This window comes from Pseudomonas sp. NPDC096917 (genome assembly GCF_044762555.1).
Classification (GTDB): domain Bacteria; phylum Pseudomonadota; class Gammaproteobacteria; order Pseudomonadales; family Pseudomonadaceae; genus Aquipseudomonas.
The window spans coordinates 165,066-190,982 of record NZ_JBIWEO010000004.1 but is presented as its reverse complement, the minus strand read 5'-3'; the positions used below and the strand labels follow the sequence as shown (position 1 = coordinate 190,982).

At 58.9% G+C, this 25,917-nt stretch carries 23 protein-coding genes; all 23 read left to right on the top strand.

Annotation, left to right across the window (positions count from 1 at the left end):
* Positions 1 to 10 precede the first annotated feature (10 nt).
* The 23 genes from flgJ to fliL all read left to right on the top strand — a co-directional run bounded on the left by flgJ (position 11) and on the right by fliL (position 25,912).
* A complete protein-coding gene (gene flgJ / locus ACIQYF_RS06855) occupies positions 11 to 1,270 on the top strand; it encodes a flagellar assembly peptidoglycan hydrolase FlgJ (RefSeq protein ID WP_402858500.1) in 1,260 nt (419 codons plus the stop codon).
* A 10-nt stretch (positions 1,271 to 1,280) separates the two neighbouring features.
* Positions 1,281 to 3,323: a flagellar hook-associated protein FlgK gene (gene flgK, locus ACIQYF_RS06850; protein ID WP_402858497.1), complete on the top strand. Its 2,043-nt coding sequence runs from the start codon at positions 1,281 to 1,283 to the stop codon at positions 3,321 to 3,323.
* A gap of 14 nt (positions 3,324 to 3,337) precedes the next feature.
* Positions 3,338 to 4,927, top strand: coding sequence for a flagellar hook-associated protein 3 (locus ACIQYF_RS06845; protein ID WP_402858494.1), 1,590 nt, complete (start codon positions 3,338 to 3,340; stop codon positions 4,925 to 4,927).
* Between the two features lie 374 nt (positions 4,928 to 5,301).
* Positions 5,302 to 6,231 carry a ketoacyl-ACP synthase III gene (locus ACIQYF_RS06840; RefSeq protein WP_402858491.1) on the top strand — a complete coding sequence of 310 codons (930 nt, stop codon included), beginning with the start codon at positions 5,302 to 5,304 and terminating at the stop codon, positions 6,229 to 6,231.
* Between the two features lie 276 nt (positions 6,232 to 6,507).
* Positions 6,508 to 8,229, top strand: a complete 1,722-nt coding sequence (locus ACIQYF_RS06835; protein ID WP_402858488.1) for a flagellin — start codon at positions 6,508 to 6,510, stop codon at positions 8,227 to 8,229.
* A 72-nt stretch (positions 8,230 to 8,301) separates the two neighbouring features.
* On the top strand, positions 8,302 to 8,652 hold the full coding sequence (locus ACIQYF_RS06830) for a flagellar protein FlaG (RefSeq protein WP_402858485.1): 351 nt from the start codon (positions 8,302 to 8,304) through the stop codon (positions 8,650 to 8,652).
* 97 nt (positions 8,653 to 8,749) lie between these two features.
* The gene (gene fliD / locus ACIQYF_RS06825) at positions 8,750 to 10,111 is read left to right on the top strand and encodes a flagellar filament capping protein FliD (RefSeq protein WP_402858482.1); all 1,362 of its coding nucleotides are present in this window, start codon (positions 8,750 to 8,752) and stop codon (positions 10,109 to 10,111) included.
* Positions 10,112 to 10,207: 96 nt separating this feature from the next.
* Positions 10,208 to 10,597, top strand: a complete 390-nt coding sequence (gene fliS, locus ACIQYF_RS06820) for a flagellar export chaperone FliS (protein WP_402858479.1) — start codon at positions 10,208 to 10,210, stop codon at positions 10,595 to 10,597.
* A gap of 24 nt (positions 10,598 to 10,621) precedes the next feature.
* Complete coding sequence (locus ACIQYF_RS06815) at positions 10,622 to 10,915, top strand: hypothetical protein (protein ID WP_019409941.1); 294 nt, start codon at positions 10,622 to 10,624, stop codon at positions 10,913 to 10,915.
* A gap of 177 nt (positions 10,916 to 11,092) precedes the next feature.
* On the top strand, positions 11,093 to 12,568 hold the full coding sequence (locus ACIQYF_RS06810; RefSeq protein WP_402858475.1) for a sigma-54 dependent transcriptional regulator: 1,476 nt from the start codon (positions 11,093 to 11,095) through the stop codon (positions 12,566 to 12,568).
* Between the two features lie 252 nt (positions 12,569 to 12,820).
* Positions 12,821 to 13,981 carry a sensor histidine kinase gene (locus ACIQYF_RS06805; RefSeq protein ID WP_402858472.1) on the top strand — a complete coding sequence of 387 codons (1,161 nt, stop codon included), beginning with the start codon at positions 12,821 to 12,823 and terminating at the stop codon, positions 13,979 to 13,981.
* Positions 13,982 to 13,986: 5 nt separating this feature from the next.
* Complete coding sequence (locus ACIQYF_RS06800; RefSeq protein ID WP_402858767.1) at positions 13,987 to 15,366, top strand: sigma-54-dependent transcriptional regulator; 1,380 nt, start codon at positions 13,987 to 13,989, stop codon at positions 15,364 to 15,366.
* Between the two features lie 199 nt (positions 15,367 to 15,565).
* Complete coding sequence (gene fliE / locus ACIQYF_RS06795) at positions 15,566 to 15,898, top strand: flagellar hook-basal body complex protein FliE (RefSeq protein ID WP_322240338.1); 333 nt, start codon at positions 15,566 to 15,568, stop codon at positions 15,896 to 15,898.
* Positions 15,899 to 15,913: 15 nt separating this feature from the next.
* Complete coding sequence (gene fliF, locus ACIQYF_RS06790) at positions 15,914 to 17,701, top strand: flagellar basal-body MS-ring/collar protein FliF (RefSeq protein WP_402858468.1); 1,788 nt, start codon at positions 15,914 to 15,916, stop codon at positions 17,699 to 17,701.
* The gene (gene fliG / locus ACIQYF_RS06785) at positions 17,694 to 18,716 is read left to right on the top strand and encodes a flagellar motor switch protein FliG (protein WP_402858465.1); all 1,023 of its coding nucleotides are present in this window, start codon (positions 17,694 to 17,696) and stop codon (positions 18,714 to 18,716) included. Before fliF ends, fliG begins: the two co-directional genes overlap by 8 nt.
* The gene (gene fliH, locus ACIQYF_RS06780; protein WP_402858462.1) at positions 18,717 to 19,487 is read left to right on the top strand and encodes a flagellar assembly protein FliH; all 771 of its coding nucleotides are present in this window, start codon (positions 18,717 to 18,719) and stop codon (positions 19,485 to 19,487) included. It abuts the gene before it with no gap.
* Positions 19,477 to 20,835, top strand: a complete 1,359-nt coding sequence (gene fliI / locus ACIQYF_RS06775) for a flagellar protein export ATPase FliI (protein WP_402858459.1) — start codon at positions 19,477 to 19,479, stop codon at positions 20,833 to 20,835. Before fliH ends, fliI begins: the two co-directional genes overlap by 11 nt.
* A 130-nt stretch (positions 20,836 to 20,965) precedes the next feature.
* Complete coding sequence (gene fliJ, locus ACIQYF_RS06770; protein ID WP_402858456.1) at positions 20,966 to 21,418, top strand: flagellar export protein FliJ; 453 nt, start codon at positions 20,966 to 20,968, stop codon at positions 21,416 to 21,418.
* A gap of 83 nt (positions 21,419 to 21,501) precedes the next feature.
* A complete protein-coding gene (locus ACIQYF_RS06765; protein WP_402858453.1) occupies positions 21,502 to 21,807 on the top strand; it encodes an STAS domain-containing protein in 306 nt (101 codons plus the stop codon).
* Between the two features lie 8 nt (positions 21,808 to 21,815).
* Positions 21,816 to 23,519, top strand: a complete 1,704-nt coding sequence (locus tag ACIQYF_RS06760) for a SpoIIE family protein phosphatase (protein WP_402858764.1) — start codon at positions 21,816 to 21,818, stop codon at positions 23,517 to 23,519.
* A 31-nt stretch (positions 23,520 to 23,550) separates the two neighbouring features.
* Positions 23,551 to 23,916 carry an Hpt domain-containing protein gene (locus tag ACIQYF_RS06755; protein ID WP_402858450.1) on the top strand — a complete coding sequence of 122 codons (366 nt, stop codon included), beginning with the start codon at positions 23,551 to 23,553 and terminating at the stop codon, positions 23,914 to 23,916.
* Between the two features lie 75 nt (positions 23,917 to 23,991).
* Positions 23,992 to 25,269: a flagellar hook-length control protein FliK gene (locus ACIQYF_RS06750; protein WP_402858447.1), complete on the top strand. Its 1,278-nt coding sequence runs from the start codon at positions 23,992 to 23,994 to the stop codon at positions 25,267 to 25,269.
* A 154-nt stretch (positions 25,270 to 25,423) separates the two neighbouring features.
* Positions 25,424 to 25,912 carry a flagellar basal body-associated protein FliL gene (gene fliL, locus ACIQYF_RS06745; protein ID WP_402858444.1) on the top strand — a complete coding sequence of 163 codons (489 nt, stop codon included), beginning with the start codon at positions 25,424 to 25,426 and terminating at the stop codon, positions 25,910 to 25,912.
* The last annotated feature ends 5 nt before the right edge of the window (positions 25,913 to 25,917 follow it).

The window sequence follows — 25,917 nt, the reverse complement described above, 5'->3', positions numbered from 1 at the left end:
GGCAGATGTCATGGACATGCGTAAGAGCGGCGTGGTCAGTGGCAGCGATTCGGGAGCGTTCAGCGACCTCAATCGTCTGAACAACCTGAAGGTGGGCGACCGCGAAAGCGACGGCAACATGCGCAAAGTTGCGCAGGAATTCGAGTCGCTGTTCCTCAACGAAATGCTCAAGTCCATGCGTTCGGCCACCGAAACGCTGGGCAAGGACAACCCGCTCAACACCCCGGCCGCCAAACAGTATCAGGAAATGTACGATCAGCAACTGTCGGTGACCTTGTCGCGCCAGGGCGGCGGCATCGGTCTGGCGGACGTGTTGATGCGTCAGATGTCGAAGAATAAATCGGCGGTGCCGGGTGAGACGCCCGCCGTCACGGGGCTCACGTCTCAAGCCAAGGCGGCCACCGAAACGCCTGTCACCCCGACCACCCGCTCGTTTGTGCGCTCCAATGGCCAGCGTGCCTTGTGGGCATCGCGCGTGGCGACGCCTGCCGTTGAAGGCGGGCATGAAAATGACAGAGCGCTGCTCAATCAGCGGCGCCTGGCGTTGCCGAGCAAACTGACCGATCGCCTGCTGGCCGGCATCGTGCCCTCGGCAGACCCTGCGCGTTCCACCCTCAATACCGGCGTTGTACCCGGTCGTACCCGTGCCTCGATGGATGCTGTCATCAAAGGCAGCCGCCAGCCGATGCTCAGCGCGTCGGGTGTGCAGGGGCGCATGCAGATTTATGGCCGTGCCGTGGCGCAGCCGCCGTTGGCGCCCGCCAAGCAAGCGTTCGAATCGCCGGATGCATTTGTCGCTACCCTGTTGCCAATGGCGCAGCAGGCAGCTGACCGCATCGGTGTCGACCCGTTGTACCTGGTGGCGCAAGCCGCACTGGAAACCGGCTGGGGCAAATCGGTCATGCGCCAGCAAAACGGCAGCAGCAGCCACAACCTGTTCGGCATCAAGGCCACCGGCAATTGGCAGGGCGCGCAGGCGCGGGCCATCACCAGTGAGTTCAAGGGCGGGCAAATGGTCAAGGAGACGGCAGACTTCCGTTCCTACGACTCTTACCAAGACAGCTTCCACGACCTGGTCACGCTGTTGCAGAGCAACAGCCGTTATAAAGAAGTGCTCAACGCGGCCGATAGACCAGAACAGTTTGTCCGCGAATTGCAGAAGGCCGGTTACGCGACCGACCCTGAGTACGCGAGCAAGATTTCGCAGATTGCCAAGCAAATGAAAACCTACCAGAGCTACGTCTCGACGGGTTCTCTCACGCATTTATAGGGTTTGAACCATGGCGAGTTTGATCAACATCGGGATGTCGGGGCTGAACGCCAGCCAAGGGGCTTTGGCGACGGTCGGTAACAACATTGCCAACGCCAACACCTCGGGCTACTCGCGTCAGCAGATCGTGCAGAGCAGCGCCGCCTCGCAGCAAGTGGGCGGGGTGTTTATCGGCACCGGCACCACCCTGGCGGACGTGCGCCGGGTGTACAACGCCTACCTCGACGCCCAGTTGCAAACCACCACCTCGCTCAACGGCGATGCCCAGGCCTACCTTGATCAAGTCGGTTCGGTGGACAAATTGCTCTCGGACAAAAGCACGGGCGTCTCGGCGGCGCTGAACAGCTTTTTCGCCTCGCTGCAAACTTCGGCGGCCGCACCCGGCGACAGCTCCTCACGGCAGTTGCTGTTAACCAGCGCGCAAACCCTGAGCAACCGTTTCAACGCGATCTCGGCCCAGCTCAACCAACAGAACGAAGGCATCAACAGCCAACTGGACACCTTGACCTCGATGGTCAACCAGCACACGGCCAGCATTGCCTCGCTGAACAAGCAAATCGCCCAGGCCACCACCGCGGGCAATACGCCGAACGACCTGATGGACGCGCGCAACGAAGCCGTGCGCACCCTCAACGAACTGGTCGGGGTCTCGGTTCAAGAGCACGACAACGTGTACGACATTACCCTGGGCACCGGTCAGGCGCTGGTGCAGGGCAATACGGCCAACACCTTGTCGGCGGTGCCGAGCAAAACCGACAAAAGCCAGTTCAGCATCCAGATCAATTATGCGCAGTCCAGCTCCGACGTCACCTCGGTGATCAGTGGCGGCAAAGTCGGCGGCTTGCTGCGTTATCGCTCCGACGTACTGGCCCCGGCCATCAATGAACTGGGGCGCACTGCGATTGTGCTGGCCGATGCGGTCAACCAACAGCTGGGCCAAGGTTTGGATGCCAATGGCGAGTTTGGTGCGTCGATGTTTAGCAGCATCAACAGTGACAAGGCCATCAGTCAGCGCAGCCTGGCTGCGACCGGCAATAGCGCCGGCTCGGGCAACCTGGATGTAAACATCAGCAACAGCGGCGCGCTGACCACCTACGACTATCAGGTCACGTTCAGCAGCGACAACGAGTACACGGTCAAGCGCTCGGACGGCACCCCTATGGGGGCTTTCAAGCTCGATCAAGATCCGCCAGCGGTGATCGACGGTTTCACCCTGAGCCTCAATGGCGGCGCGCTGAGCAAGGGCGACAGCTTCAAGGTCAGCCCTACCGCCAATGGCGCCAGCGGCATCAGCGTGCAAATGACCGATGCCAGTAAATTGGCGTTCGCCGGGCCGTTGGCGGCCACCAAAGGCGGCTCCAACGCCGGCACCGGGGCTGTAAGCGGTCTTAACCTGTCGCAAGCGCTGAACATTTATGGCGGTGCTGAGCTGGGCAAGACGCAAAGCGACATTGAAGGCGCCATGCCCGTGCGTATTACCTTTGGCGAGGCCAGCGGCGGCACTCAGGGGTACCGCATCCTGAACGAGAAGGGCGAGAAAATCGGCGAAGGCACCCTTGTGCCCGGGCAGGACAATAAAGTCACGATCAAGGTGCCGGTATTCGACGCCTCCGGCGTGGCCGTCACCAACCCGGACGGCACCCCCAGGACCGTCGACTTTGACACCACCCTCAGCGGCTCGCCGGCCAATGGCGACAGCTTCGACATCAAGTTCAACAAGGACGCCAAGGCCGACAACAGCAACGCCAACCAGTTACTGGCCCTGCAAACCAAGCAGACCGTGGGCGTAACGGGCGGCGGCGGGGTGAGCCTGGGCACCTCGTACAGCCAGTTAGTCGCCAAAGTGGGTGGCAAGGCCAGCCAGGCGGCCGTCGACGGTACTGCCAACACCGCTGCGCTGGCCTATGCCACCCAAAGCCGCAGCTCGGTGTCGCAGGTTAACCTCGACGAAGAAGCATCCAACCTGGTCAAGTTCCAGCAGTACTACACCGCATCGTCGCAAATCATCAAAGCGGCGCAAGAAACCTTCAGCACGCTGATCAACAGTCTTTAAGGGAGCACTCGACGATGCGTATTTCTACTGCCCAGTTTTTTGAGTCGACCAGCACCACCTACCAGAACAACTTCTCGTCGGTGATCAAGACCCAGCAGCAGATCGACTCCGGCGTGCGAATCCAGACCGCGGCAGATGATCCGGTCGGTGCGGCCCGCTTGCTGCAATTGCAGCAGCAAAAAGACATGCTGGGGCAGTACACCACCAACATGAACAGCATCAAGTCGTCGCTGAGCAATCAGGAAAGCGTGCTCGACAGCATCAACACCGCGCTGCAAAAGGCCGGAGAACTGGCCTTGCGCGCAGGCGGCCTGATCGTTGATGCCGACCGAACCGCCGTTGCCAACGAGCTGGGAAGCATCGAAGACCAGGTGTTCAGCCTGCTCAACAGCAAGGATGCCTCGGGCAACTACATGTTCTCCGGCTCCAAGACCGATACTCCGCCTTACACCCGCAACAACGACGGCACGTATTCCTATCAGGGCGACGACACCCAGCTCAACCTTAAAGTCTCGGACACCCTGAGCATGGCCAGCAGCGACACGGCCAAAAGCTTTATGGAAAATTCGGTCAATACCGGACGTACCCAAGCCACCTTGCAGCCGGTGCTGGACGCTGATGGCGCCGTGGTGCCGGACAATGGCGTGGTGTCGGTGTCGTCGGGGCTGATCACGTCGAGCGCGGTGTTCAACAAAAGCTTTGCGTCCGGGCAGCCCTACACGCTGGAGCTCACCAGCAGCACCCAGTACAAATTGACGGATGCTAACGGCAAAGAGGTGACCTCCGAAGTGCCCGGCAATGGCGTGTTTGATTCGACCAAAGACGGCGGGCACAGCGTCAGCCTGCGTGGGGTGTCGTTCGACATCAACCTGAACCTTAAAGACGTTGCGGCGGCGGACCAGGATGCAGCGGTCGCGGGGCATTTTTTTACCCTGCAAGCCAAGCCCGATACCTTCAACGCTTCGCGTACCCCGAGCAATACCTCGACGGCGCAACTCACCGGTTCGACCGTGACCAATGCAGACACCTACAGCGACAGCTTTCCGGGCAATGGCGCGGTGATCAAATTCACCAGCGGCACCGAGTACGAGGTGTACGCTCAACCGGTGAGCGACAGCAGCAAAGCGATTGCCAAAGGCACGCTGACTGATGGTTCGCTCAACGCCATGGGCGTCAAGATGGACTTCACGGGGGCGCCAGCGGCGGGCGATCAGTTCGTGGTCAGCAAAAACAACCACCAAAGCCAGAGCGCGCTGGACACCATCAGCCAGTTGCGCAAAGCCTTGGTGCTGCCGAGTGAAAAAGACCCGGCGGCCCAGCAGATTCAGAAAGATGCGATCAACACCGCGATTGGCAACCTGAAAAACGCCAGCACCAGCATTGACGCGGCGCGCGGTTCCATCGGTGCGCGCCTGAGCGCGGTGGACGTTCAGTCGGACGAAAACATCAGCCTGGGTTTGGCCAACGACTCCACCACCGCCGCGATTGGCAACACCGACATGGCGAGTGCCGCGACGCAACTGGCGTTCCAGAAATCCATGCTTGAAGCCTCGCAACTGGCGTTCGTCAAAATCTCCCAGTTGAGCCTGTTCAACCAGCTCTAACCCCAAAAACCGTAGTCGCTGTCGAGGCACGAGGCTGCGATGCGGGCCGCAGGACCGTCATAAAGGGGCCGCTTCGCAACCCAGCGCAGCCTCGCACCTCGCCAGCGGCTACAGGAATCTCTTCCTGTAGTCTGAAATCTTTTGTAAAAAACCCCACAAAATAGAGTGACCTGTGAGTCACAACGCGCATCTTCACTGTATCGTGTGAAACGTACGGGCGGGTGCCGGTCCATTTTTAGTTTTTTTGTGTGGTTATTTACAAGGTTTCAGGCGCCCATTTTCGCCGCTGCTGCGCGCGACAAAGCCCTCATATTGTCACGCCCCTCGATTGTGCGAGCGGGTGATCTCCAGCTATTCAGTATTGGGAAGCCACAATGATTGGCATTAAAAGCATCGCCAGTTACGTGCCTGCAAACGGCGTAGACAACTACGCCCAAGGCGCGAAGTTCTCCAAGGACGAAGACTTCATTCTTGGCAAGATTGGCTCGGCGTTTTTGCCGCGTAAAGATGCTGACCAGGAAACCTCGGACCTGTGTGTCGAGGCCGTGAACGCACTGTTCGCCAACAACCCGCAGCTCAAGCGCGAATCCATCGACGCGCTGATCGTCGTCACCCAAAACGGCGACGCTGAAGGCCTGCCGCACACCGCCGCCATCGTGCAAGACAAACTGGGCCTGCCGACCCACGTGGCCGCGTTCGATATTTCCCTCGGCTGCTCGGGCTACGTCTACGGCATCTACGCGATGAAAGGCTTTATGGAAGCCACTGGCCTGAAAAACGGCCTGTTGATCACCGCCGACCCGTATTCGAAAATCGTCGACCCTGAAGACCGCAACACCACCATGCTCTTCGGCGACGCGGCGACTGCTACCTGGATGGGCGAAGACGCGCCTTGGCAGCTGGGCAAAGCTAAGTTCGGCACCGACGGCTCGGGCGCGCCGCACTTGAAAGTCAGCGACGGCGTGTTCTTTATGAACGGTCGTCAGGTGTTCAACTTCGCCTTGCTCAAAGTGCCAGCCCACCTGCACGAACTGCTCGACGAGTCTGGCCTCAAGGCAGCCGACATCGACGCTTTCTGCATTCACCAGGGCAGTGCGGCGATTGTTGACGCCGTGGCGCGTCGTTTTGAAGAAAGCGACCCCGAGAAGTTCATCAAAGATATGGTCGAGACCGGCAACACCGTGTCATCGAGCATTCCCTTGCTGCTGGAAAAACACGTGATGGACGCCACCTGGACGCGCGTCGCCCTGAGTGGCTTCGGCGTGGGCCTGTCGTGGGGCTCGGCAATTATTTACCGACCTTAAGCGGTTGCTAGAAACACAAAACGCCCATGGCCAGAAAAGCCATGGGCGTTTTGCGTCGTGCACGACCCTTTTTGCAGGATTTGCGCGTTGCCACCCCGTCATACACCTCTCGCAACCCCTTGAAACACAAGGCATGGCCCCCGGCCAGTAAAAAAATTCAAAAAAGCCCTCAAGCAACCTGCATTCACGACGATAACTATTACGAAGGTTCTCTTGGCCACACCCGGCGGTTGCCAGGGCCGGAAGCCGCAGTAATCATCCAATGAGGATTTCGTCATGGCTTTATCTGTAAATACCAACGTAACGTCCCTGACCGTTCAGAAAAACCTGAACAAAGCCGGCGATGCGCTGAGCACCTCGATGACCCGTTTGTCCTCCGGCCTGAAAATCAACAGCGCCAAAGACGACGCCGCTGGCCTGCAGATGGCCAACCGTCTGACCTCGCAGACCAAAGGCATGACCGTAGCGATTGCCAACGCCAACAACGGCAACTCGATCGCCCAGACTGCTGAAGGCGCGATGCAAGAGTCGACCAACATTCTGCAACGTCTGCGTGAACTGGCCCTGCAGTCCGCGAACGGTGACAAAAGCGACGCTGACCGTGCGTCTCTGCAACAAGAATTCACAGCAAAAACCGGTGAACTGACCCGTATTGCTCAAACCACTACCTACGGTGGTCGTAACATCCTGGACGGCTCGTTCACTAACCAGTCTTTCCAGGTCGGCGCTGATGCCAACCAGACCATTTCGTTCGGCATGAGCGATATCAGTGCTACTGCTTTGAAGGGTTCTTACAGCGAAGCAAGCGCTAACAGCACCGCTTTGACGGGGCTGACTGCATCGACTGTCGGTACAGCGTTGGGCGCACAGGTTACGGGTACTGCCGCTACTGCGACTACTGCTACAGATAAGATCAAGATTAATGATGTAGAAATTTCATTTGGAGTTGCCGTAGCCGGTGAAGCTGCGGGTACTGCTGCAGCGAAAGCCATCAACGAGCAAAGCGCTAAAACCGGCGTTACTGCTACTTCGGATGCGGATGGAAAGCTGACTTTATCGTCTAAGGGCGATATTAAGCTTGAAGCCTCAATTGATGACCCTGCCGGTGCTGCAACAACGAATGCCGGCTTGGCTAACCTCGGCTTAACAGCTGCCACTACTTCTCCTAAAGACCTAGCGCTTACATCAGAAATAGGTGGGGTCGGTGGCATCACTGTTAATGGCGAAGATGTTACCTGGGCGGCAGATGACACTTTGGGTGATGTTTTGACAAGCTTGCAGACTGCTGCTGGTACTGGCTCCACAGCCGCTTTTAAAGATGGGCGCATCTCTTTAACTACCAGCGACGGTAAGGACATCAAGCTTGCAAACACTGTAGGCGGCTCTTTGGCTCAACTGGGTCTGTCGGCAGGCTCTTCCCAGGCAAAGCTGACTCAAGACACTTCGATTGAACTGAACGGCGTTGAAGTCAAGTTCAAGAAGGGCGATAGCGCAGACGCAATCGTCTCCTCGATCAACAGCGCTAGCACCGGCGTAACGGCCAGCAAAAATGATGACGGCACTCTGAAGCTGTTCTCCAACAAAGACATCACTATCAAGGATGGCGCCGCAGGTTCGGGCCTGCAAGCACTGGGTCTGACTGCTGCTTCTGACGCTGGCACTGCTAAAGCAACCACCGTTGAAACCAGCGTTGCCAGCCTGAGTGTTCTGACTGCCGCTGATTCGCAGCGTACCGTTCAAGCTCTGTCTGATGCGATTCAGCAGATCGATACCCAGCGTTCGGCTCTGGGTGCCGTGCAAAACCGTTTCGACAGCACCGTGGCTAACCTGCAAAGCATTTCCGAGAACTCCACCGCTGCACTGGGTCGTGTTCAGGACACTGACTTCGCTTCCGAAGCGGCTCAGTTGACCAAGCAACAAACCCTGCAACAGGCTTCTACGGCGATCCTGTCTCAGGCGAACCAACTGCCTTCCGCTGTGATGAAGCTGCTTCAGTAATTTCAGCGCTCGGTTGATAACGGAAGGGCGCGTTTACGCGCCCTTTTGTTTTTTCAGAGGTGAGGTGATGACATGGACATGAGCATCAAACTGAATGCCGCCTACCCAGCCGCCGTCGGGCCGTCCAGCCCAGCGCCTGCGCCGGTTGCAATCCCTAGGGCCGAGGTTGACGACATCGCGCTGCCCGGCAAGCCGCCTGAACGTGTCGAGGTGGAAAAAGCAGTCAGTGATTTGCGTGAGTTTGCGCAGTCTACCCAGCGCCAGCTGGATTTCTCGATCGATGACACCACCGGCATCATGGTGGTCAAAGTCATCGCTACGCAAAGCGGAGAGGTGATTCGCCAGTTGCCTTCAGAAGTGGCTCTTAAGCTCGCGCAAAATCTGGCAGACCCTAATAGCCTGCTTTTTAACGCCAGCGCTTGAAGGTGGCATGAAATGTGAAGCTGTCCGTGGCTTCGGCATTCTTTGTCAATAAAGTGTTCGCCAATAAAGCGGCAGCCACCGGATAAGGAGAATAAAGATGGCCAGTTCAACCATTACAGGTGTGGGGTCGGGTTTCGATACGGTTGGTATCGTAAAAGCCCTGGTCGATGCTGAAAAAGCACCCAAGCAAGCTCAAATCACCAAGCTTCAAACAACGACCACGACTCAACTGTCGGCGGTGGGGACCGTGAAAGCCTCGCTCGAGACTTACCGGACAGCCATTGCCAAGCTCAACAGTGTCTCCAGTTTCAACGGTTTGGCGGCGACGTCATCCGACGAGAAAATTGCCAAGGTCACCCTCGGCGACAAAGCCGCCAGCGGTACCTATGCGCTGAAAGTCACGCAATTGGCAACGGCTCCAAAAATCACCAGCAAGGTGTTTGAAGGCAGCTCGGCCGTTGTGAACGCCAGCGAAAAAGATCAAACCCTGACCCTCTCGCAGTCCGATAGCAGCTACGATGTGAAGATTCCGGCGGGTGCGACCATGCAGCAGACCCGTGACGCGATCAACACGCAGCTGCAATCCAAAGGCTTTAGTGCCAACGTGCTGACGGACGCCAACGGCTCGCGGCTGGTGATCAGTTCGCAGACCACCGGCAAAGGTTCCGACATCACCATCAGTGGTGATTCAGAACTGGCGACGGGCTATGACGCCGGTACGCCACCAGTGAATGCTGAATACACCATCGATGGCATTGCCATGGAGTCGACGAGCAACAAGGTGACGTCGGCCATCAGTGGCGTGAGTCTTGAGCTGCTGGACACCAAGGATTCGACGATTACCGTGGCGTCCAACACCACGACCCTGAAAACCTCGGTCCAGTCGTTTGTGAGTGCGTACAACGCGCTGATGACCAGTATCAACACTCAAACCAAAGTGACCGCCACCGGTGATGCGGCGACCACCACCAAGGGCGCCCTGACGGGTGACTCGTCGATGCGTCAACTGGTTAACGGTATACGCAGCGAGCTGCTGCAAAACACCAGCGGCTCTTCCATCGGCAATCTGGCGCAAATGGGCATCAGTACCGACCAGAAATCCGGCTTGCTGACCCTCGACGACACCAAGTGGAACGCCGCCGTGGCGCTGCCTAACGGGGCGGGCGAAATTGCCAAGGTGTTTGCCGGTGACGCCGGATTGATCTCGCGCATGACCAAGGCCACCGACAGCTATGTGGGGACTGCCGGACTGCTGACCACCCGTGCGGCTGACTTGAATACCAAGTTGACGGACCTCACGACCCAACAGAGCGATCTGGATCGTCGAATGGACTCGCTGAAAACATCCCTGACCGCCAAATACACGGCGATGGACGGTCTGATCGCGAAAATCAACGCCAGCAGTTCCAGCATCATGACCACGCTTAATTCCTTGAATAATGCGAAGTCCGATAGTTGATTTTTTAGGCATTTGGCTCGGCTGCATGGCTAAAGTTTTCAGCGCCACAGTCGACATATGGGTTAAGTCCCAGACAATTTGTTACGAGGTAAGAACATGAACCCGATGCGCGCCCTTCGTCAGTATCAGAAGGTCAATTCCCACGCTCAAATTTCCGAAGCCAGCCCGCACCGTCTGATTCAGATGCTGATGGAAGGGGGCCTGGAGCGCATGGCGCAAGCCAAAGGCGCGATGAGCCGTGGCGATGTGCCGCAAAAGGCCCTATTGCTGACCAAGGCGATCGACATCATCACCGGCCTGCGCCAAGGCCTGGATGAAGACAAGACCGACGACAAGGCGGCGCTGCAACAGCTGGACAGCCTGTACGAATACATGACCGTGCGTCTGACCCAGGCCAACATCAAAAATGACCCTGAAATCATCGACGAAGTCGCGCGCCTGCTGATCACTGTTAAAAGTGGTTGGGACGAGATCGCGCCACACTAAACGTAATGGCCTGAGGAGTGCGTCATGAGCCAATTGCAACGAATTCAAGAAACCCGTGACGCGCTGATTGATGCGTTGGCGGCGCGTAACTGGGACGCCATTGGCGAGCTGGATTCAGCGTGCCGTGAGTGTGTCGAGACGGTGCTGGACGAAACACCGCTGGACGAGGCCGTGTTACGCGAAAATCTGGAGGGCTTGTTGGTGGTGTATCGCATGCTGCTGGAGGCCGCGACCGATGAGCGGCAGCTGGTGGTCGAGCAGATGGCGCAGATCAATCAAGCAAAAAATGCTTCAAAGGTTTACCATCTATTCGGTTAAGGCATAAGAAGTATGGGGTTAATCCCTTTGGCGGCGCCATAAATTTGACTGTGTATGTTTTTTTGACTTAACTAGTGCGTGTTCTGATTTCAGTCGTCTTACAGATCCAACAGGGTTAGGGCGACTAGCGTGCCCAAACTATCCGGGCACTGAGTTGACTAGGGAAGTTGCTATTGCATGTGGCGTGAAACCAAAATTCTGCTGATCGATGACGATAGCGTTCGCCGCCGCGACTTGGCGGTGATTTTAAGTTTTCTCGGCGAAGAGAATTTAACCAGCCCCAGCGTCGAGTGGGAGCAGTCGGTCAGTGCCTTGGCATCCAGTCGCGAGGTGCTCTGTGTGCTTGTCGGCACGGTGAGCGCCGTCGGTGGGCTATCAGCGTTGCTTAAGACACTGGCAGCCTGGGATGAGTTCCTTCCGATTATGTTGTTTGGCGATATTTCTGCCGCTGACCTGCCAGAAGACCAGCGGCGCCGCGTGTTATCCAGCCTCGAAATGCCCCCCAGCTACAGCAAATTGCTTGATTCCCTGCACCGTGCCCAGGTTTATCGTGAGATGTACGATCAGGCCCGTGAGCGCGGCCGTCATCGTGAACCCAATTTGTTTCGCAGTTTGGTCGGCACCAGCCGGGCGATTCAGCACGTGCGCCAGATGATGCAGCAAGTGGCCGATACCGACGCCAGTGTGTTGATCCTCGGAGAGTCCGGGACGGGCAAGGAAGTGGTCGCGCGTAATCTGCACTACCACTCCAAGCGCCGCGACGCGCCGTTTGTGCCGGTAAATTGCGGGGCGATTCCCGCTGAACTGCTCGAAAGCGAGTTGTTCGGTCATGAGAAGGGCGCCTTCACCGGGGCGATCACCAGCCGCGCCGGGCGTTTTGAATTGGCCAATGGCGGCACGCTGTTCCTCGATGAAATTGGCGACATGCCGCTGCCGATGCAGGTCAAACTGCTGCGCGTCTTGCAGGAGCGTACCTTTGAGCGCGTGGGCAGCAACAAGACCCAAAGCGCCGATGTGCGGATCATTGCCGCGACGCACAAAAACCTCGAAAACATGATTGAAGTCGGCGCTTTCCGCGAAGATTTGTACTACCGCCTTAACGTGTTCCCAATTGAAATGGCACCGTTGCGTGAGCGGGTGGAAGACATTCCGCTGCTGATGAATGAGCTGATTTCGCGCATGGAGCACGAAAAGCGCGGTTCGATCCGCTTCAACTCCGGTGCCATCATGTCCTTGTGCCGTCATGCGTGGCCGGGCAACGTCCGCGAGCTGGCCAACCTGGTCGAGCGCATGGCGATCATGCACCCGTATGGGGTGATTGGCGTTGCGGAGTTGCCGAAAAAATTCCGTTACGTGGACGACGAAGACGAACAGTTGGTCGACAGCATGCGCAGCGACATGGAAGAGCGCGTGGCCATCAACAACACCACGCCGGACTTCAGCGCTACGGCGATGCTGCCACCCGAAGGCCTTGACCTTAAGGATTACCTGGGGGGGTTGGAGCAAGGCTTGATTCAGCAAGCGCTGGATGACGCCAACGGCATCGTTGCCCGCGCGGCCGAACGCCTGCGGATTCGCCGCACGACCCTGGTGGAAAAAATGCGCAAATACGGCATGAGCCGTCGCGAAGGCGAAGAACAGCTAGAGAATTGACGCGTTAACCCGGTAGCCCGCTCCCGCGGGTTTTTGGCGCACGATGCGTGGGAGCTGCCGAAGACTGCGCTCCCTTGATGTAGATCAAAAGAGCGCAGCCTTCGGCAGCTCCCGCGCTGAATCGTATTCTTTCGGGCACGGGTATTGCTTTGCTTGGGTTAACGAACCGTTTTATGACGGTCAGCCAAGCGAGAACGCACCATGCCCCATGTCGCCCAACCGTCCTCGGTCCCTGATCTCCCCGGATCTGCCATGTCTTTGGCAGCTACGCCTGCCAACGCGGCGCAGCTTGAGCACGCGTTCTCGTTGTTCAATCACATGTCGACCCAGTTAACCGACTCTTACAGCGTGCTTGAAGCCCGGGTGACCGAGCTTAAAAGCGAGCTGGCGTTGGCCGGTGAGCAGCGCGTGGCTGAACTGGCCGAAAATGAACGCTTGGCCAATCGTCTACAACATCTGCTCGACCTTTTGCCCGGCGGGGTCATCGTGATGGATGGCAGTGGTCGCGTGCGAGAGGCTAATCCTGCGGCGTGCGAGCTGTTGGGCCTGCCGTTGGAGGGTGAGTTATGGCGTCATGTGATTGCCCGCTGCTTCGCCCCGCGTGATGACGATGGTCATGAGGTGTCGCTTAAAGATGGGCGTCGGTTGTCGATTGCGACCCGCTCGCTGGATCCTGAACCGGGGCAATTGGTGTTGCTCAACGACCTGACAGAAACCCGGCGCCTGCAAGACCAACTCGCCCGCCATGAGCGCCTGTCGTCTCTGGGGCGGATGGTCACCTCCCTGGCGCATCAGATCCGTACGCCATTGTCGGCCGCGTTGATCTACGCCAGCCATTTGACTGAGCAAGCGCTGCCTGTCGAGACCCAGCAGCGTTTTGCCGGCCGCCTGAAAGAGCGTCTGCATGAACTGGAACACCAGGTGCGCGACATGCTGGTGTTTGCTCGCGGCGAGCTGCCATTGGCGGATCGTGTCTCCCCGAAAGCCTTGATGCAGGCGCTGCAAGCGGCGGCGCAGACCCATGTTCAGGGCGTGTCAATGCGTTGGCAGTGCGACCTGCACACCGGTCTGGTGCTGTGCAACCGCGACACCCTGGTCGGCGCGTTGCTCAATCTGATTGAAAACGCGCTGCAAGCGGGAGCGGTGGGATTGAAAGTTCATGTCTATCGCCGCGATAACACCGTGCGGCTGTGTGTGAGTGACAGCGGCAGCGGCATCGAACCCAAGGTGCTTGAGCGGCTGGGCGAACCGTTCTTCACCACCAAGGCCACCGGCACCGGGCTCGGACTGGCGGTGGTCACGGCTGTGGTGCGCGCGCATCAGGGCGATTTGTCATTACGCTCGCGGCTGGGGCGTGGCACCTGCGCCTTGCTCAGTCTGCCGTTGATTCCCGGCGCAGGGGAGGCCAACTGATGGCGATGCAAATCAAGGTTTTACTGGTCGAAGATGACCATGCCCTGCGCGAAGCGTTGGCGGACACGTTGCTGCTCGCCGGGCACGACTTCAAGGCGGTCGGCTCCGGCGAAGACGCGCTGCTGGCCGTCGCTGGCGAGGCGTTCAGTCTGGTGATCAGTGACGTCAACATGCCGGGCATGGATGGCCACCAGTTGCTCAGCCGCTTGCGTGCCAGCCACCCGCAATTGCCCGTGTTGCTGATGACTGCCCACGGTGCGGTGGAGCGTGCAGTAGACGCCATGCGCCAAGGTGCCGCGGATTATCTGGTCAAGCCCTTCGAGCCCAAAGCCTTGCTCGATCTGGTGGCCCGTCACGCTTTGGGCAGCCTGAGCGCAGCCGACTCTGAAGGTCCGGTGGCGGTAGAGCCGGCCAGCGCACAGCTGTTGACGCTGGCGGCGCGGGTGGCGCGCAGTGATTCGACGGTGTTGATTTCCGGGGAGTCGGGCACCGGCAAGGAAGTGCTGGCGCGTTACATTCATCAGCATTCCCGGCGGGTTAATCAGCCGTTTGTCGCGATCAACTGTGCGGCGATCCCCGACAACATGCTCGAAGCCACCTTGTTTGGTCATGAAAAAGGCTCGTTCACAGGTGCGATTGCGGCGCAGCCAGGCAAGTTTGAGCAAGCGGACGGTGGCACCCTGTTGCTGGATGAGATCTCGGAAATGCCGTTGGGCTTGCAAGCCAAACTGCTGCGGGTGCTGCAAGAGCGTGAAGTGGAGCGTGTGGGCGGGCGCAAGCCGATTTCCCTGGATATTCGCGTGGTCGCCACCACCAACCGCGACCTGGCCGGCGAAGTAGCGGCGGGGCGCTTCCGTGAAGACTTGTACTACCGGCTTTCGGTGTTCCCGCTGGCCTGGAGTCCGTTGCGCGAGCGCACCGCCGACATTCTGCCGCTGGCCGAGCGACTGCTGGCTAAACACATCAGCAAAATGAAACACGCACCCGTGCGTTTTTCGGCGCAGGCCCAGGCCTGCCTGATCGGCTACCCGTGGCCGGGCAATGTGCGAGAGTTGGATAACGCCATTCAGCGGGCGTTGATCCTGCAACAGAGCGGGTTGATCGAGGCGCCAGACTTTTGCCTCGCCGGGCCGGTAGCGTGTGCACCTTTGCCGGTGGTAGCGCCTGCCAGTGTTGCGGCGCCCGCCGAGTCGGCCGGAGCCCTGGGTGATGATCTGCGCCGTCGCGAGTTTGAAATGATCATCGACACCTTGCGTGCCGAGCGCGGGCGGCGCAAAGAAGCTGCCGAACGCCTGGGCATCAGTCCGCGCACCTTGCGCTACAAACTGGCGCAAATGCGCGATGCCGGAATGGATGTCGAAGCGTATTTGTTTGCCGCCACCTAACGAATTCACTCCCTTCTCTGCAGGCGCGAGCTTTTGATCTTTAAAAAGATCGCAAGGCAGAGAGGTGACTGTTCCGCGCCTGCGACGATTTGTAACGATAATTGTGCGAAAACGACAAAGAGCTGGCACCCTTGTTGCTTCGTCTGGGTAAGCGCTTTGAAAGTGTCAAAAAAATGCGGGTCGTCGGAGGCAGTTGTCCATGAGCCAAGGTATTGAATTCAATCGATTGATGCTGGATATGCGGGCCATGCAAATGGACGCCATGGCGCAATCGAAATCGACTGTGCAGGCCGCTCCTGAAGCGGGTGCGCCGAGCTTCTCCGACATGCTCGGCAACGCGATCAACAAGGTCAGCGACACGCAGCAGGCGTCGTCACAGCTGTCCAACGCGTTCGAAATCGGTAAAACCGGTGTAGACCTGACTGATGTGATGATTGCATCGCAAAAGGCCAGTGTTTCCTTTCAAGCATTGACTCAAGTCCGTAACAAGCTGGTTCAAGCCTACCAAGACATCATGCAGATGCCGGTTTAAGGACGATATCAAGTCATGGCAGATGCACTCCCAGAGAACGTTCCGGCCAAGGCAGGCCTGGGTGGCGGCAAAGGGCCGCTGTTCGGCTTGTCCTTTCTGGACAACCTGGCCGAGATGACCATGTTGCGTCAGGTTGGCCTTATGGTCGGCCTGGCAGCGAGCGTGGCGATTGGTTTTGCCGTGGTGTTGTGGTCGCAACAACCCGATTACCGGCCGCTGTATGGCAGCCTGGCCGGTATGGATGCCAAGCAGGTCATGGAAACCCTGGCCGCCGCTGATATTGCCTACACCGTTGAACCCAATTCCGGTGCCTTGCTGGTCAAGGCCGATGACGTTTCGCGTGCGCGACTCAAACTCGCCGCCGCAGGCGTCACGCCTACCGATGGCAATATCGGTTTTGAAATCCTCGATAAAGACCAGGGCCTGGGCACCAGTCAGTTCATGGAAGCCACGCGTTATCGCCGTGGTCTGGAAGGCGAGTTGGCGCGGACCATTTCCAGCCTCAACAACATCAAGGGTGCACGTGTGCACCTGGCGATCCCTAAAAGCTCTGTGTTCGTGCGCGATGAGCGCAAGCCCAGCGCTTCGGTGCTGGTGGAGTTGTATGCCGGGCGTTCGCTGGAGCCGAGTCAGGTGCTGGCGATCATCAATCTGGTGGCTACCAGCGTGCCTGAGCTGAGCAAGTCTCAGGTCACCGTCGTCGACCAAAAAGGCAACTTGCTGTCGGATCAGGAGCAAAACTCCGAGTTGACCATGGCGGGCAAGCAATTCGACTACAGCCGCCGCATGGAAGGCATGCTCACCCAGCGTGTGCACAACATTCTGCAACCGGTGCTGGGCAACGATCGCTACAAGGCCGAAGTGTCGGCTGACGTCGATTTCAGCGCCGTCGAGTCCACCTCCGAGCAGTTCAACCCCGATCAACCGGCCTTGCGCAGCGAACAGTCGACCAGCGAGCAGCGCACGGCCAGCAATGGCCCGCAAGGTGTGCCGGGTGCCCTGAGCAACCAGCCGCCAAGCCCGGCAACGGCCCCGCAGCAAACCGGTCAGGCCGGGGCGGGTGGCGCAGGCATGATCCAGCCAGGGCAACCGTTGCTGGACGCCAACGGCCAGCAAATCATGGATCCGGCCACTGGCCAGCCGATGCTGGCGCCGTACCCGGCAGACAAGCGCTCACAGTCGACCCGAAACTTTGAGCTTGACCGTTCCATCAGCCACACCAAGCAGCAACAGGGCAAGGTCAATCGTTTGTCGGTGGCCGTGGTGATCGACGATCAGGTCAACGTCAACCCGGCCAACGGTGAAGTCACCCGTGCGCCGTGGAGCACCGATCAACTGGCGCGCTTCACCCGGTTAGTCCAGGACGCGGTCGGCTTTGATGCCAGTCGTGGCGACAGCGTGAGCGTGATCAACGTGCCGTTCTCGACCGAACGTGGCGAGGTGATTGCCGACATCCCGTTCTACTCCCAGCCGTGGTTCTGGGACGTGGTCAAACAAGGGCTGGGTGTCCTGTTTATTCTGTTACTGGTGTTTGGTGTGCTGCGTCCGGTGCTCAACAACATCACCGGTAATGGTCGCAAAGGTGTGGCCGGTATCGGCAACGACGCTGAGATGGGCGGCATGGGGGGGCTGGACGGCGAGTTGGCCAATGACCGTGTCAGCCTGGGCGGCCCGCAAAGCATCATGTTGCCAAGCCCTAGCGAGGGCTATGACGCCCAATTGAATGCGATCAAGAGTCTGGTAGCCGAAGACCCGGGCCGAGTGGCCCAGGTTGTCAAAGAATGGATCAACGCTGATGAGTGATAACCGAGCTGGCGCCAACGCAAAGCTGACCCGGGTCGACAAAGCGGCGATCTTGCTGCTGTCGCTTGGCGAAACCGACGCTGCCCAAGTGCTGCGGCACATGGGGCCCAAAGAAGTCCAACGCGTCGGCGTGGCGATGGCGCAGATGCGCAATGTGCATCGCGAGCAGGTCGAGCAGGTGATGAGCGAGTTCGTCGAAATCGTCGGCGACCAGACCAGTCTGGGCGTCGGCTCCGACAGCTACATTCGCAAAATGCTCACCTCGGCGCTGGGCGAAGACAAGGCCAATGGCCTGATCGACCGTATTCTGCTGGGTGGCAACACCAGCGGCCTCGACAGCCTGAAGTGGATGGAGCCGCGTGCAGTGGCCGACGTGATTCGCTTTGAGCACCCACAGATTCAAGCCATTGTCGTGGCTTACCTCGACCCCGATCAGGCAGGTGAAGTGCTCGGTCACTTCGATCAAAAGGCGCGCCTGGACATCATCCTGCGGGTGTCCTCGCTCAACACCGTGCAACCGGCGGCGCTGAAGGAGCTGAACCAGATTCTCGAGAAGCAATTCTCCGGCAATTCCAACGCGGCCCGCACCGCGCTGGGCGGGATCAAGCGTGCGGCCGACATCATGAACTTCCTCGACAGCTCGATGGAAGCGCAACTGATGGACTCCATCCGCGACATCGACGAGGACTTGTCCGGCCAGATCGAAGACCTGATGTTCGTCTTCAACAACTTGGCAGACGTCGACGACCGGGGTATTCAGGCGTTGCTGCGCGAAGTGTCCTCGGATGTGTTGGTGCTGGCGCTCAAGGGCTCCGACGACAACGTCCAGGAAAAAATCTTCAAGAACATGTCCAAGCGCGCAGCCGAACTGTTGCGCGACGACCTGGAGGCCAAAGGCCCGGTGCGCGTCAGCGATGTCGAATCGGCCCAGAAAGAAATCCTCACCATTGCCCGCCGTATGGCCGAAGCCGGAGAAATCGTTCTCGGCGGGAAGGGCGGCGAAGAGATGATCTAAGTGAGCAACGGTGAGTCGCCCGGAGATGTAATTCGCGCCAAGGATGTGGGGGCTTTCGACGTATGGGGGCTGCCCAGTTTTGACCCTTACCAAGAGCCGCCCGAAGCGCCTGAGCCCGAACCGGTTGAAGAGCTGCCTGTCGACAGCGAAGACGTGCCGCTCGACGAAGTGCAGCCACTGACCCTCGAAGAACTCGAAAGCATCCGCCAGGAAGCCTGGAACGAAGGCTTTGCCACGGGCGAAAAAGAAGGCTTTCACAGCACCCAGCTCAAGGTGCGCCAAGAAGCCGAAGTGGCATTGAGTGCCAAAGTCGCCAGTCTTGAGCGCTTGATGAACCACTTGCTGGCGCCGTTGGCGGAACAAGACCAGCAACTTGAAAAAGCCATGCTTGGGCTGGTCGAACACATGACCCGGCTGGTGATTCAGCGCGAGTTGAAAACCGATTCAAGCCATATCGAACAGGTGCTGCGTGATGGCTTGAAACTGCTGCCCATGGGGGCTGACAACATTCGCCTGTTTATCAACCCACAAGACTTTGACCAGATCAAAGCCCTGCGCGAGCGCCATGATGAGCACTGGCGGATTGTCGAGGACGACAGCCTGCAACCTGGGGGGTGTCGCATCGAGACTGAACACAGTCGTATCGACGCCAGTATCGAAACGCGGATCAAGCTGTCGATGAGCCAGTTGTTTGATCAGTTGCACGAGCAATCGCTGCACCCGGCTGCGGCAGACATCGACGTCGACCTGGACCTGCCCGATGCGCCTTAAACGCACCAGCTTTGCCAAGCGCTTGAGCAGTTACGCCGCGGCGGTGTCATTGCCCGCGCAGCCGGTGGTCGAAGGTCGCTTGTTGCGCATGGTGGGCCTGACCCTCGAAGCCGAGGGCCTGCGTGCCGCCATGGGCAGTCGCTGCCTGGTGATCAATGACGACAGCTTTCACCCGGTCGAAGTTGAAGCCGAAGTCATGGGCTTTTCCGGCAGCAAGATTTTCCTGATGCCGGTGGGCAGCGTGGCGGGCATCGCGCCGGGCGCCCGGGTGGTGCCGTTGGCCGATACCGGTCGTTTGCCGATGGGGATGAGCATGCTTGGCCGGGTACTCGACGGTGCGGGCAGGGCGCTGGATGGCAAAGGTCCGATGAAGGCCGAAGACTGGGTGCCGATGGACGGCCCGACCATAAACCCGCTCAAGCGTGACCCTATCAGCGTGCCGCTGGATGTGGGCATTCGCAGCATCAACGGTTTATTGACGGTCGGTCGCGGCCAGCGTCTGGGCCTGTTTGCCGGTACGGGGGTGGGTAAGAGTGTGCTGCTGGGCATGATGACTCGCTTCACCGAGGCCGACATCATCGTGGTCGGCCTGATCGGGGAGCGGGGACGTGAGGTTAAGGAGTTCATCGAGCACATTCTCGGAACCGAGGGCCTCAAGCGTTCGGTGGTGGTCGCGTCCCCGGCTGACGATGCGCCGCTGATGCGTCTGCGTGCGGCCATGTACTGCACGCGGATTGCCGAGTACTTTCGCGACAAAGGCAAAAACGTCCTGCTGCTGATGGATTCCCTGACCCGTTTCGCCCAGGCCCAGCGAGAAATTGCCCTGGCCATTGGCGAGCCGCCGGCGACCAAGGGCTATCCGCCGTCCGTGTTCGCCAAGCTGCCCAAACTGGTTGAGCGGGCCGGCAATGCCGAGGCCGGTGGCGGCTCGATTACCGCGTTCTACACGGTGTTGTCTGAAGGCGATGATCAGCAAGACCCGATTGCCGACTCGGCGCGGGGTGTACTCGATGGTCACATCGTGCTGTCGCGGCGTTTGGCTGAAGAAGGCCATTACCCGGCCATCGACATTGAAGCCTCCATCAGCCGGGTCATGCCCTCGGTGGTCAGCGCCGAGCATATGCGTCGAGCGCAGCAATTCAAGCAACTGTGGTCGCGCTTCCAGCAAGCGCGGGACCTGATCAGTGTGGGCGCCTACGTGCCGGGCGGCGACCGTGAAACCGATACGGCCATCAGCTTGCAGCCAGCGATGGTGGCCTACCTGCGCCAAGGGCTGAACGACAATATCAGCCTGGGCGAAAGCAGTGGTCATCTGGGCACTCTTTTCGCGCCGGCTGCGGGGGGTTAAGTGCTTATGATCAAGGGTATGAAAACCTGCGCTGGCGCTGGCGAAGACGGTGATCTTTTGCTGGCTGGGTCATCAGGCCGCAGCCTCCGGCAGCTCCCACGGGGTGGACGATGCCCAGAGGTCGTTGGCTATGGCCAGTGATGCAAGAGCGGCGCGTCTGGCGCCGGTGGTCGAAATGGCCGAAAAAACCGAGAAGGCCGCCGCTCAGCGTCTGGGGCACTTTCAGGGGCAAGTCAACCTGGCCAACAGCAAACTCGGCGACCTTGAGAACTTTCGTGGCGAATACCAGTTGCAATGGGTCGAGCGCGGCAGTCAGGGCGTGAGCGGCCAATGGCTGCGCAACTACCAATACTTCCTCAACCAGCTCGAAACTGCGGTTGGCCAGCAGCGTCAGAGCCTGCAATGGCATGAAAACAACCTCAACAAAGCCCGCGAGAGCTGGCAACAGGCCTATGCCCGGGTCGAGGGGTTGCGCAAGCTGGTGCAACGCTACGCCGACGAAGCTCGCCAGCTCGAAGACAAGCGCGAACAGAAACTGATGGACGAACTGTCCCAGCGCCTGCCACGCCAAGAGGTTTATTGAAAACAATTTACGGTAGCCGCTGACGAGTTGCCGTCAGCGTCTATAGTTCAGGGTCAATCGATATTGGACACAGGAGCAGTCGCATGGCAGTGACGTCGCACGTTTCAAACGATGGCAAGCAGTTGACGATCGCCATCAAGGGCCGCTTTGATTTCAGCAAGCATCAAGCATTTCGTGAGGCTTACGAAAAATGCGCGCTCACATCTCCTCAGGTGGTCGTGGACCTCAAAGAGGCCACCTACCTCGACAGTTCGGCGCTGGGCATGCTGTTGTTGCTGCGCGACCATGCCGGGGGCGATGAATCGGATGTGCGGGTGGTGAACAGCAATCCGGAAGTGCGCAAAGTTCTGGCTATCTCCAACTTCGACAAGCTGTTCGACATTAATTGAACGGCCCATTGCCGCAGGCGCATGGGTTGACGGTATTGATCGCCGAGGACGGCGCTGCTGACCGGCTTTTGCTGTCGAGTATCGTGCAGCGTCAGGGGCATAAGGTGCTGCTCGCCAGTAATGGCGCCGAGGCCGTAGAGCTGTTCCGTGAACAACGCCCGCAACTGGTGTTGATGGACGCTCTCATGCCTGTGATGGACGGCTTTGAAGCCACGCGCCAGATCAAGGCGCTGGCTGGAGAGGTGCTGGTACCGGTTATTTTTCTGACATCACTCAACCATGCCGATGCCCTGGCCCGCCCGCTTGAGGCGGGCGGTGATGACGTGCTGATCAAACCCTACAATCCGTTGCTGCTGGCGGCCAAAATCACCGTGATGGACCGTCTGCGCCGCCTGCAGGAAACCGTCCTGCAACAGCGTGATCTGATTGCCCGGCACAATGACTACCTGCTCAACGAGCAGCGAGTGGCCAAGGCCGTGTTTGATCGGGTGGCGCATTCGGGCTGCCTGAGTGCGCCCAATATTCGTTATCGACAATCGCCGTACGCCTTGTTCAATGGTGACTTGCTGCTAGCCGCCTACACCCCGTCGGGCGATACCCACTTGCTGCTGGCCGACTTCACCGGTCATGGCTTGCCAGCGGCGATTGGTGCGATGCCGCTGTCGGAAGTGTTCTACAGCATGACGGCCAAAGGCTACGGCCTGGGTGAAATGCTGCGTGAAATGAATGCCAAGCTCAAACGTATCCTGCCCGTCGACATGTTCTGCTGTGCCACGCTGGTGTGCGTCAGTGCGCAGCGCCGTAGCGTCGAGGTGTGGAGTGGCGGCATGCCCGAGGGTTATCTGCAAGCAAGGGCAACGGGGCAACGCATCACGCTGGTCTCGCAGCATTTGCCATTGGGGGTGTTGAATGCCAAGGCGTTTGACCATTCGACGCAGGTCTTGCCGATGCTCCCCGGTGATCAACTGTTTTTACTCACCGATGGGGTCACGGAGACCAGTGGTCCGGATGAGCAAATGTTTGGCGTGGAACGACTACAGTGCGTGCTGGATGCCAATCGCGATCCGCAGCACTTGATCGACGAGGTTGAGCAAGCCTTGAGAGATTTTCAGGGCTGCACGCGCGATGACGTGAGCATGGTGCAGATCACCTCGAAACTGCCGGAGCATCCGGGCGTACCGGTCATGCTCTACACCGACAGCGGTCAATGCAGCCCGCTCGACTGGTCGGCCAGTTTTGAGTTTCGTGCCTCAACCCTGCAACAATTCAATCCGTTGCCGTATTTGCTGCACTTGCTGATGGAAGTCCACGGGCTGCGCGCACAAGCGGCGGTGATTCATTCAGTTTTGACCGAGCTGTACAGCAATGCGCTGGAGCATGGTGTGTTGGGCCTCGATTCTCGGCTCAAGCGTGACGCCGAAGGTTTTACAATATATTACCAATTGCGCAATCAGCGCCTGGCTGAGCTACAAAGTGGTTTCGTGCGTGTTTCGATGCAGGTCATGCCATGCCCCGGCGGCGGGCGGCTTGAGCTTGACGTTGAAGACAGTGGTCAGGGCTTTGATGTCGCCAGGATGCTGGCCAGGCCGCTTGAGCGGGATCGTCTGTCAGGACGCGGGCTCGATTTGGTGCGCCAACTGTGCCCGACTGCGCGCTGGTCCGAGGAAGGTCGAAAGTCGACCGTAGAGTTTTCATGGGAGGCTCTGGCATAATCTGCAACATTCTTGATCAAGGAGTGAACAAGTGTCTGAAATTCATATGGATGAACAAGTCATCAGCTCATTGCGAGAGGTTATGGAAGGGGGGTTTGCGGACCTGCTGGACACCTTTCTCTCGGACTCCGAAGAGCGCATTGGCCAACTGCACAATGCTCACGAAGCGCGCGACCTGACTCAGGTTGCTCACAGCTTCAAAGGCAGCAGCAGCAACATGGGTGCCATTCGATTGGCGCAGCTGTGCGGTCAGCTCGAAGAGCGGGCGCAAAAGAAACAGCTGGTGGGTATCGAAGAGTTGGTCATCAAAATTGATGATGAGTACCAAATGGTGCGCCAGCTCTATCGTGCCGAGCGCCAGCGAGTCGCCCCGTCCAATTTTGCACCTGGCGGTTAATGGCAAAGCTGGCCCGAACCTTGCTCAGTCCCTTGGACCTGTACCTATGCCAGCCGTACAGTGGAGACTTTGCCAATGCCACTCGCCGCCAATCCGTTACTCCAGACACCCGCTGTTGCTGCGTCCAAATCAACGCTGGGCAACGCTGCGCAGCTTGGCGTCGGCCCCGCAAAGTCTGGGGCTGAGCATTTTTCCAGGGTCTATGCCAAAGCGTCTGATGCCACGTCTGCTCAAGCAAGCCCCAAGGCTGTCGCCCAGCATGAAGCGGTCAATGACCACGTTGAGCAAAGCCCTCCCGCCATTGCCGATACCGGCAAACACTTGCCTGGTGGCAAGAGCAAAGACACCGATCAGCCTGACAATACGCCCAAGCCTGACGAATCCCAATCAGCCCCCGATTTGCCTGAGCCCGCTGCGTTAGCACCCACAGCACCTCCTGTCGCCGAGGCTCCGCCGCCTGCTGCGCCTGCACAACCTGACATCCAGGCTGCGCAATTAGCGGCCGCCGCCATAACGGCGCAAGCCCAGTCACAGCCCGCCGCGGCGCCCGAAGACCCCTTTGACCCGCAGGCAGACCCGCTGGATAACATGCCGGCAGTGCGATTGGCGATGGAGCAGGGCGGTCATGTGTCTGCCAGCAGTCAGCCTGCGGCGAAAAACCTTCAGTCGGATAATTTGACCACCGCCGTCCAAGGCCAGCCGAGCGCGATCGCGATGCTGATCGATCCCGAAGCCGATGCATCCGCCCGTGGTGAAGGTGGCGACAAGGCTTTCAAGGGGCTGGTTGACGAGGGGTTGAAAGACCTGAAAAGCGCTTCCAGCGACACTCGGGTCGATGACTTCGCCAATCGCCTGGCTGCACTGACTCAAGCCGTCGTTCCAAAAACGGCGAATGCGTTGCCGGTTAACCAGCCGTTGGCGATGCACCAGAGTGGCTGGACCGAGGACGTGGTCAACCGCGTGATGTACTTGTCCAGCGCCAACCTCAAATCTGCCGACATCCAACTGGAGCCAGCCGAGCTGGGGCGTCTGGATATTCGGGTCAACATGGCGGCCGACCAGTCGGCGCAAGTCAACTTCATGAGTGGCCATGCGGGGGTGCGTGAAGCGCTGGACAGCCAAATGCATCGTCTGCGTGACATGCTGGCCCAGCAGGGCATGAACCAGGTCGACGTTAACGTGTCGGACTCATCAGGCAATTGGCAGGGCCAAGGCCAGGAGCAGCATGCTCAAAGCCGCTCTACTGGCCAGCGGCTTCAAGGCGCTGGCGAAGAGGACGTGGCTGTCGCTGCACCCGAGGCCGCAGCCCCAGGCATCGTCCTGGGCTCCAGCGCCGTGGACTACTACGCTTAAGCCCGCCCCCCCCTGCTCGCGAATTTTTTGATATTTAATCGATCGCGAGCAAGCTCGCTCCAGCAGTCTCAATGTGATCCCCGGTCGTTCTGGCATAACACTTGCTCTGCCTAGCCATGCACCTGTGAAAACCCAAAAGTGACGGATTATTGGCATGGCGACGAGCGACGCAGTAAAAGATCCCGCCGACAAAGGCAAACTCAAGCTGATTATCCTGATCGTCGTGGGCGTGCTGCTGGCGATCGGCGTGTCGGTGGGTGCCACCTGGTACTTCATGAGCGCCGACAAAAGCGCGCCGCCGGTGGCTGAATCCAGCGTCAGGCCCGCCGCTATTTACGAACCACTGCCTCCCGCCTTTGTCGTCAATTTCAATGACAACGGCCGCCAGCGCTATCTGCAGGTGAGCGTCACCTTGCAGGCGCGTGATCAAAATGACCTCAATGCACTCAAGGTGCATATGCCGGTGATCCGCAACAATTTGGTCATGCTTTTTTCCGGACAGACCTTTGACAGCCTGGCGACCCCCGTGGGCCAGGAAATGTTGCGTCAGAAAACCACTGCCAGCGTGCAGGAAGTCGCGAAAAAAGAACTTGGCAAAGTGGTTATTGACCAAGCGCTGTTTACTAACTTCGTATTGCAGTAGGACCA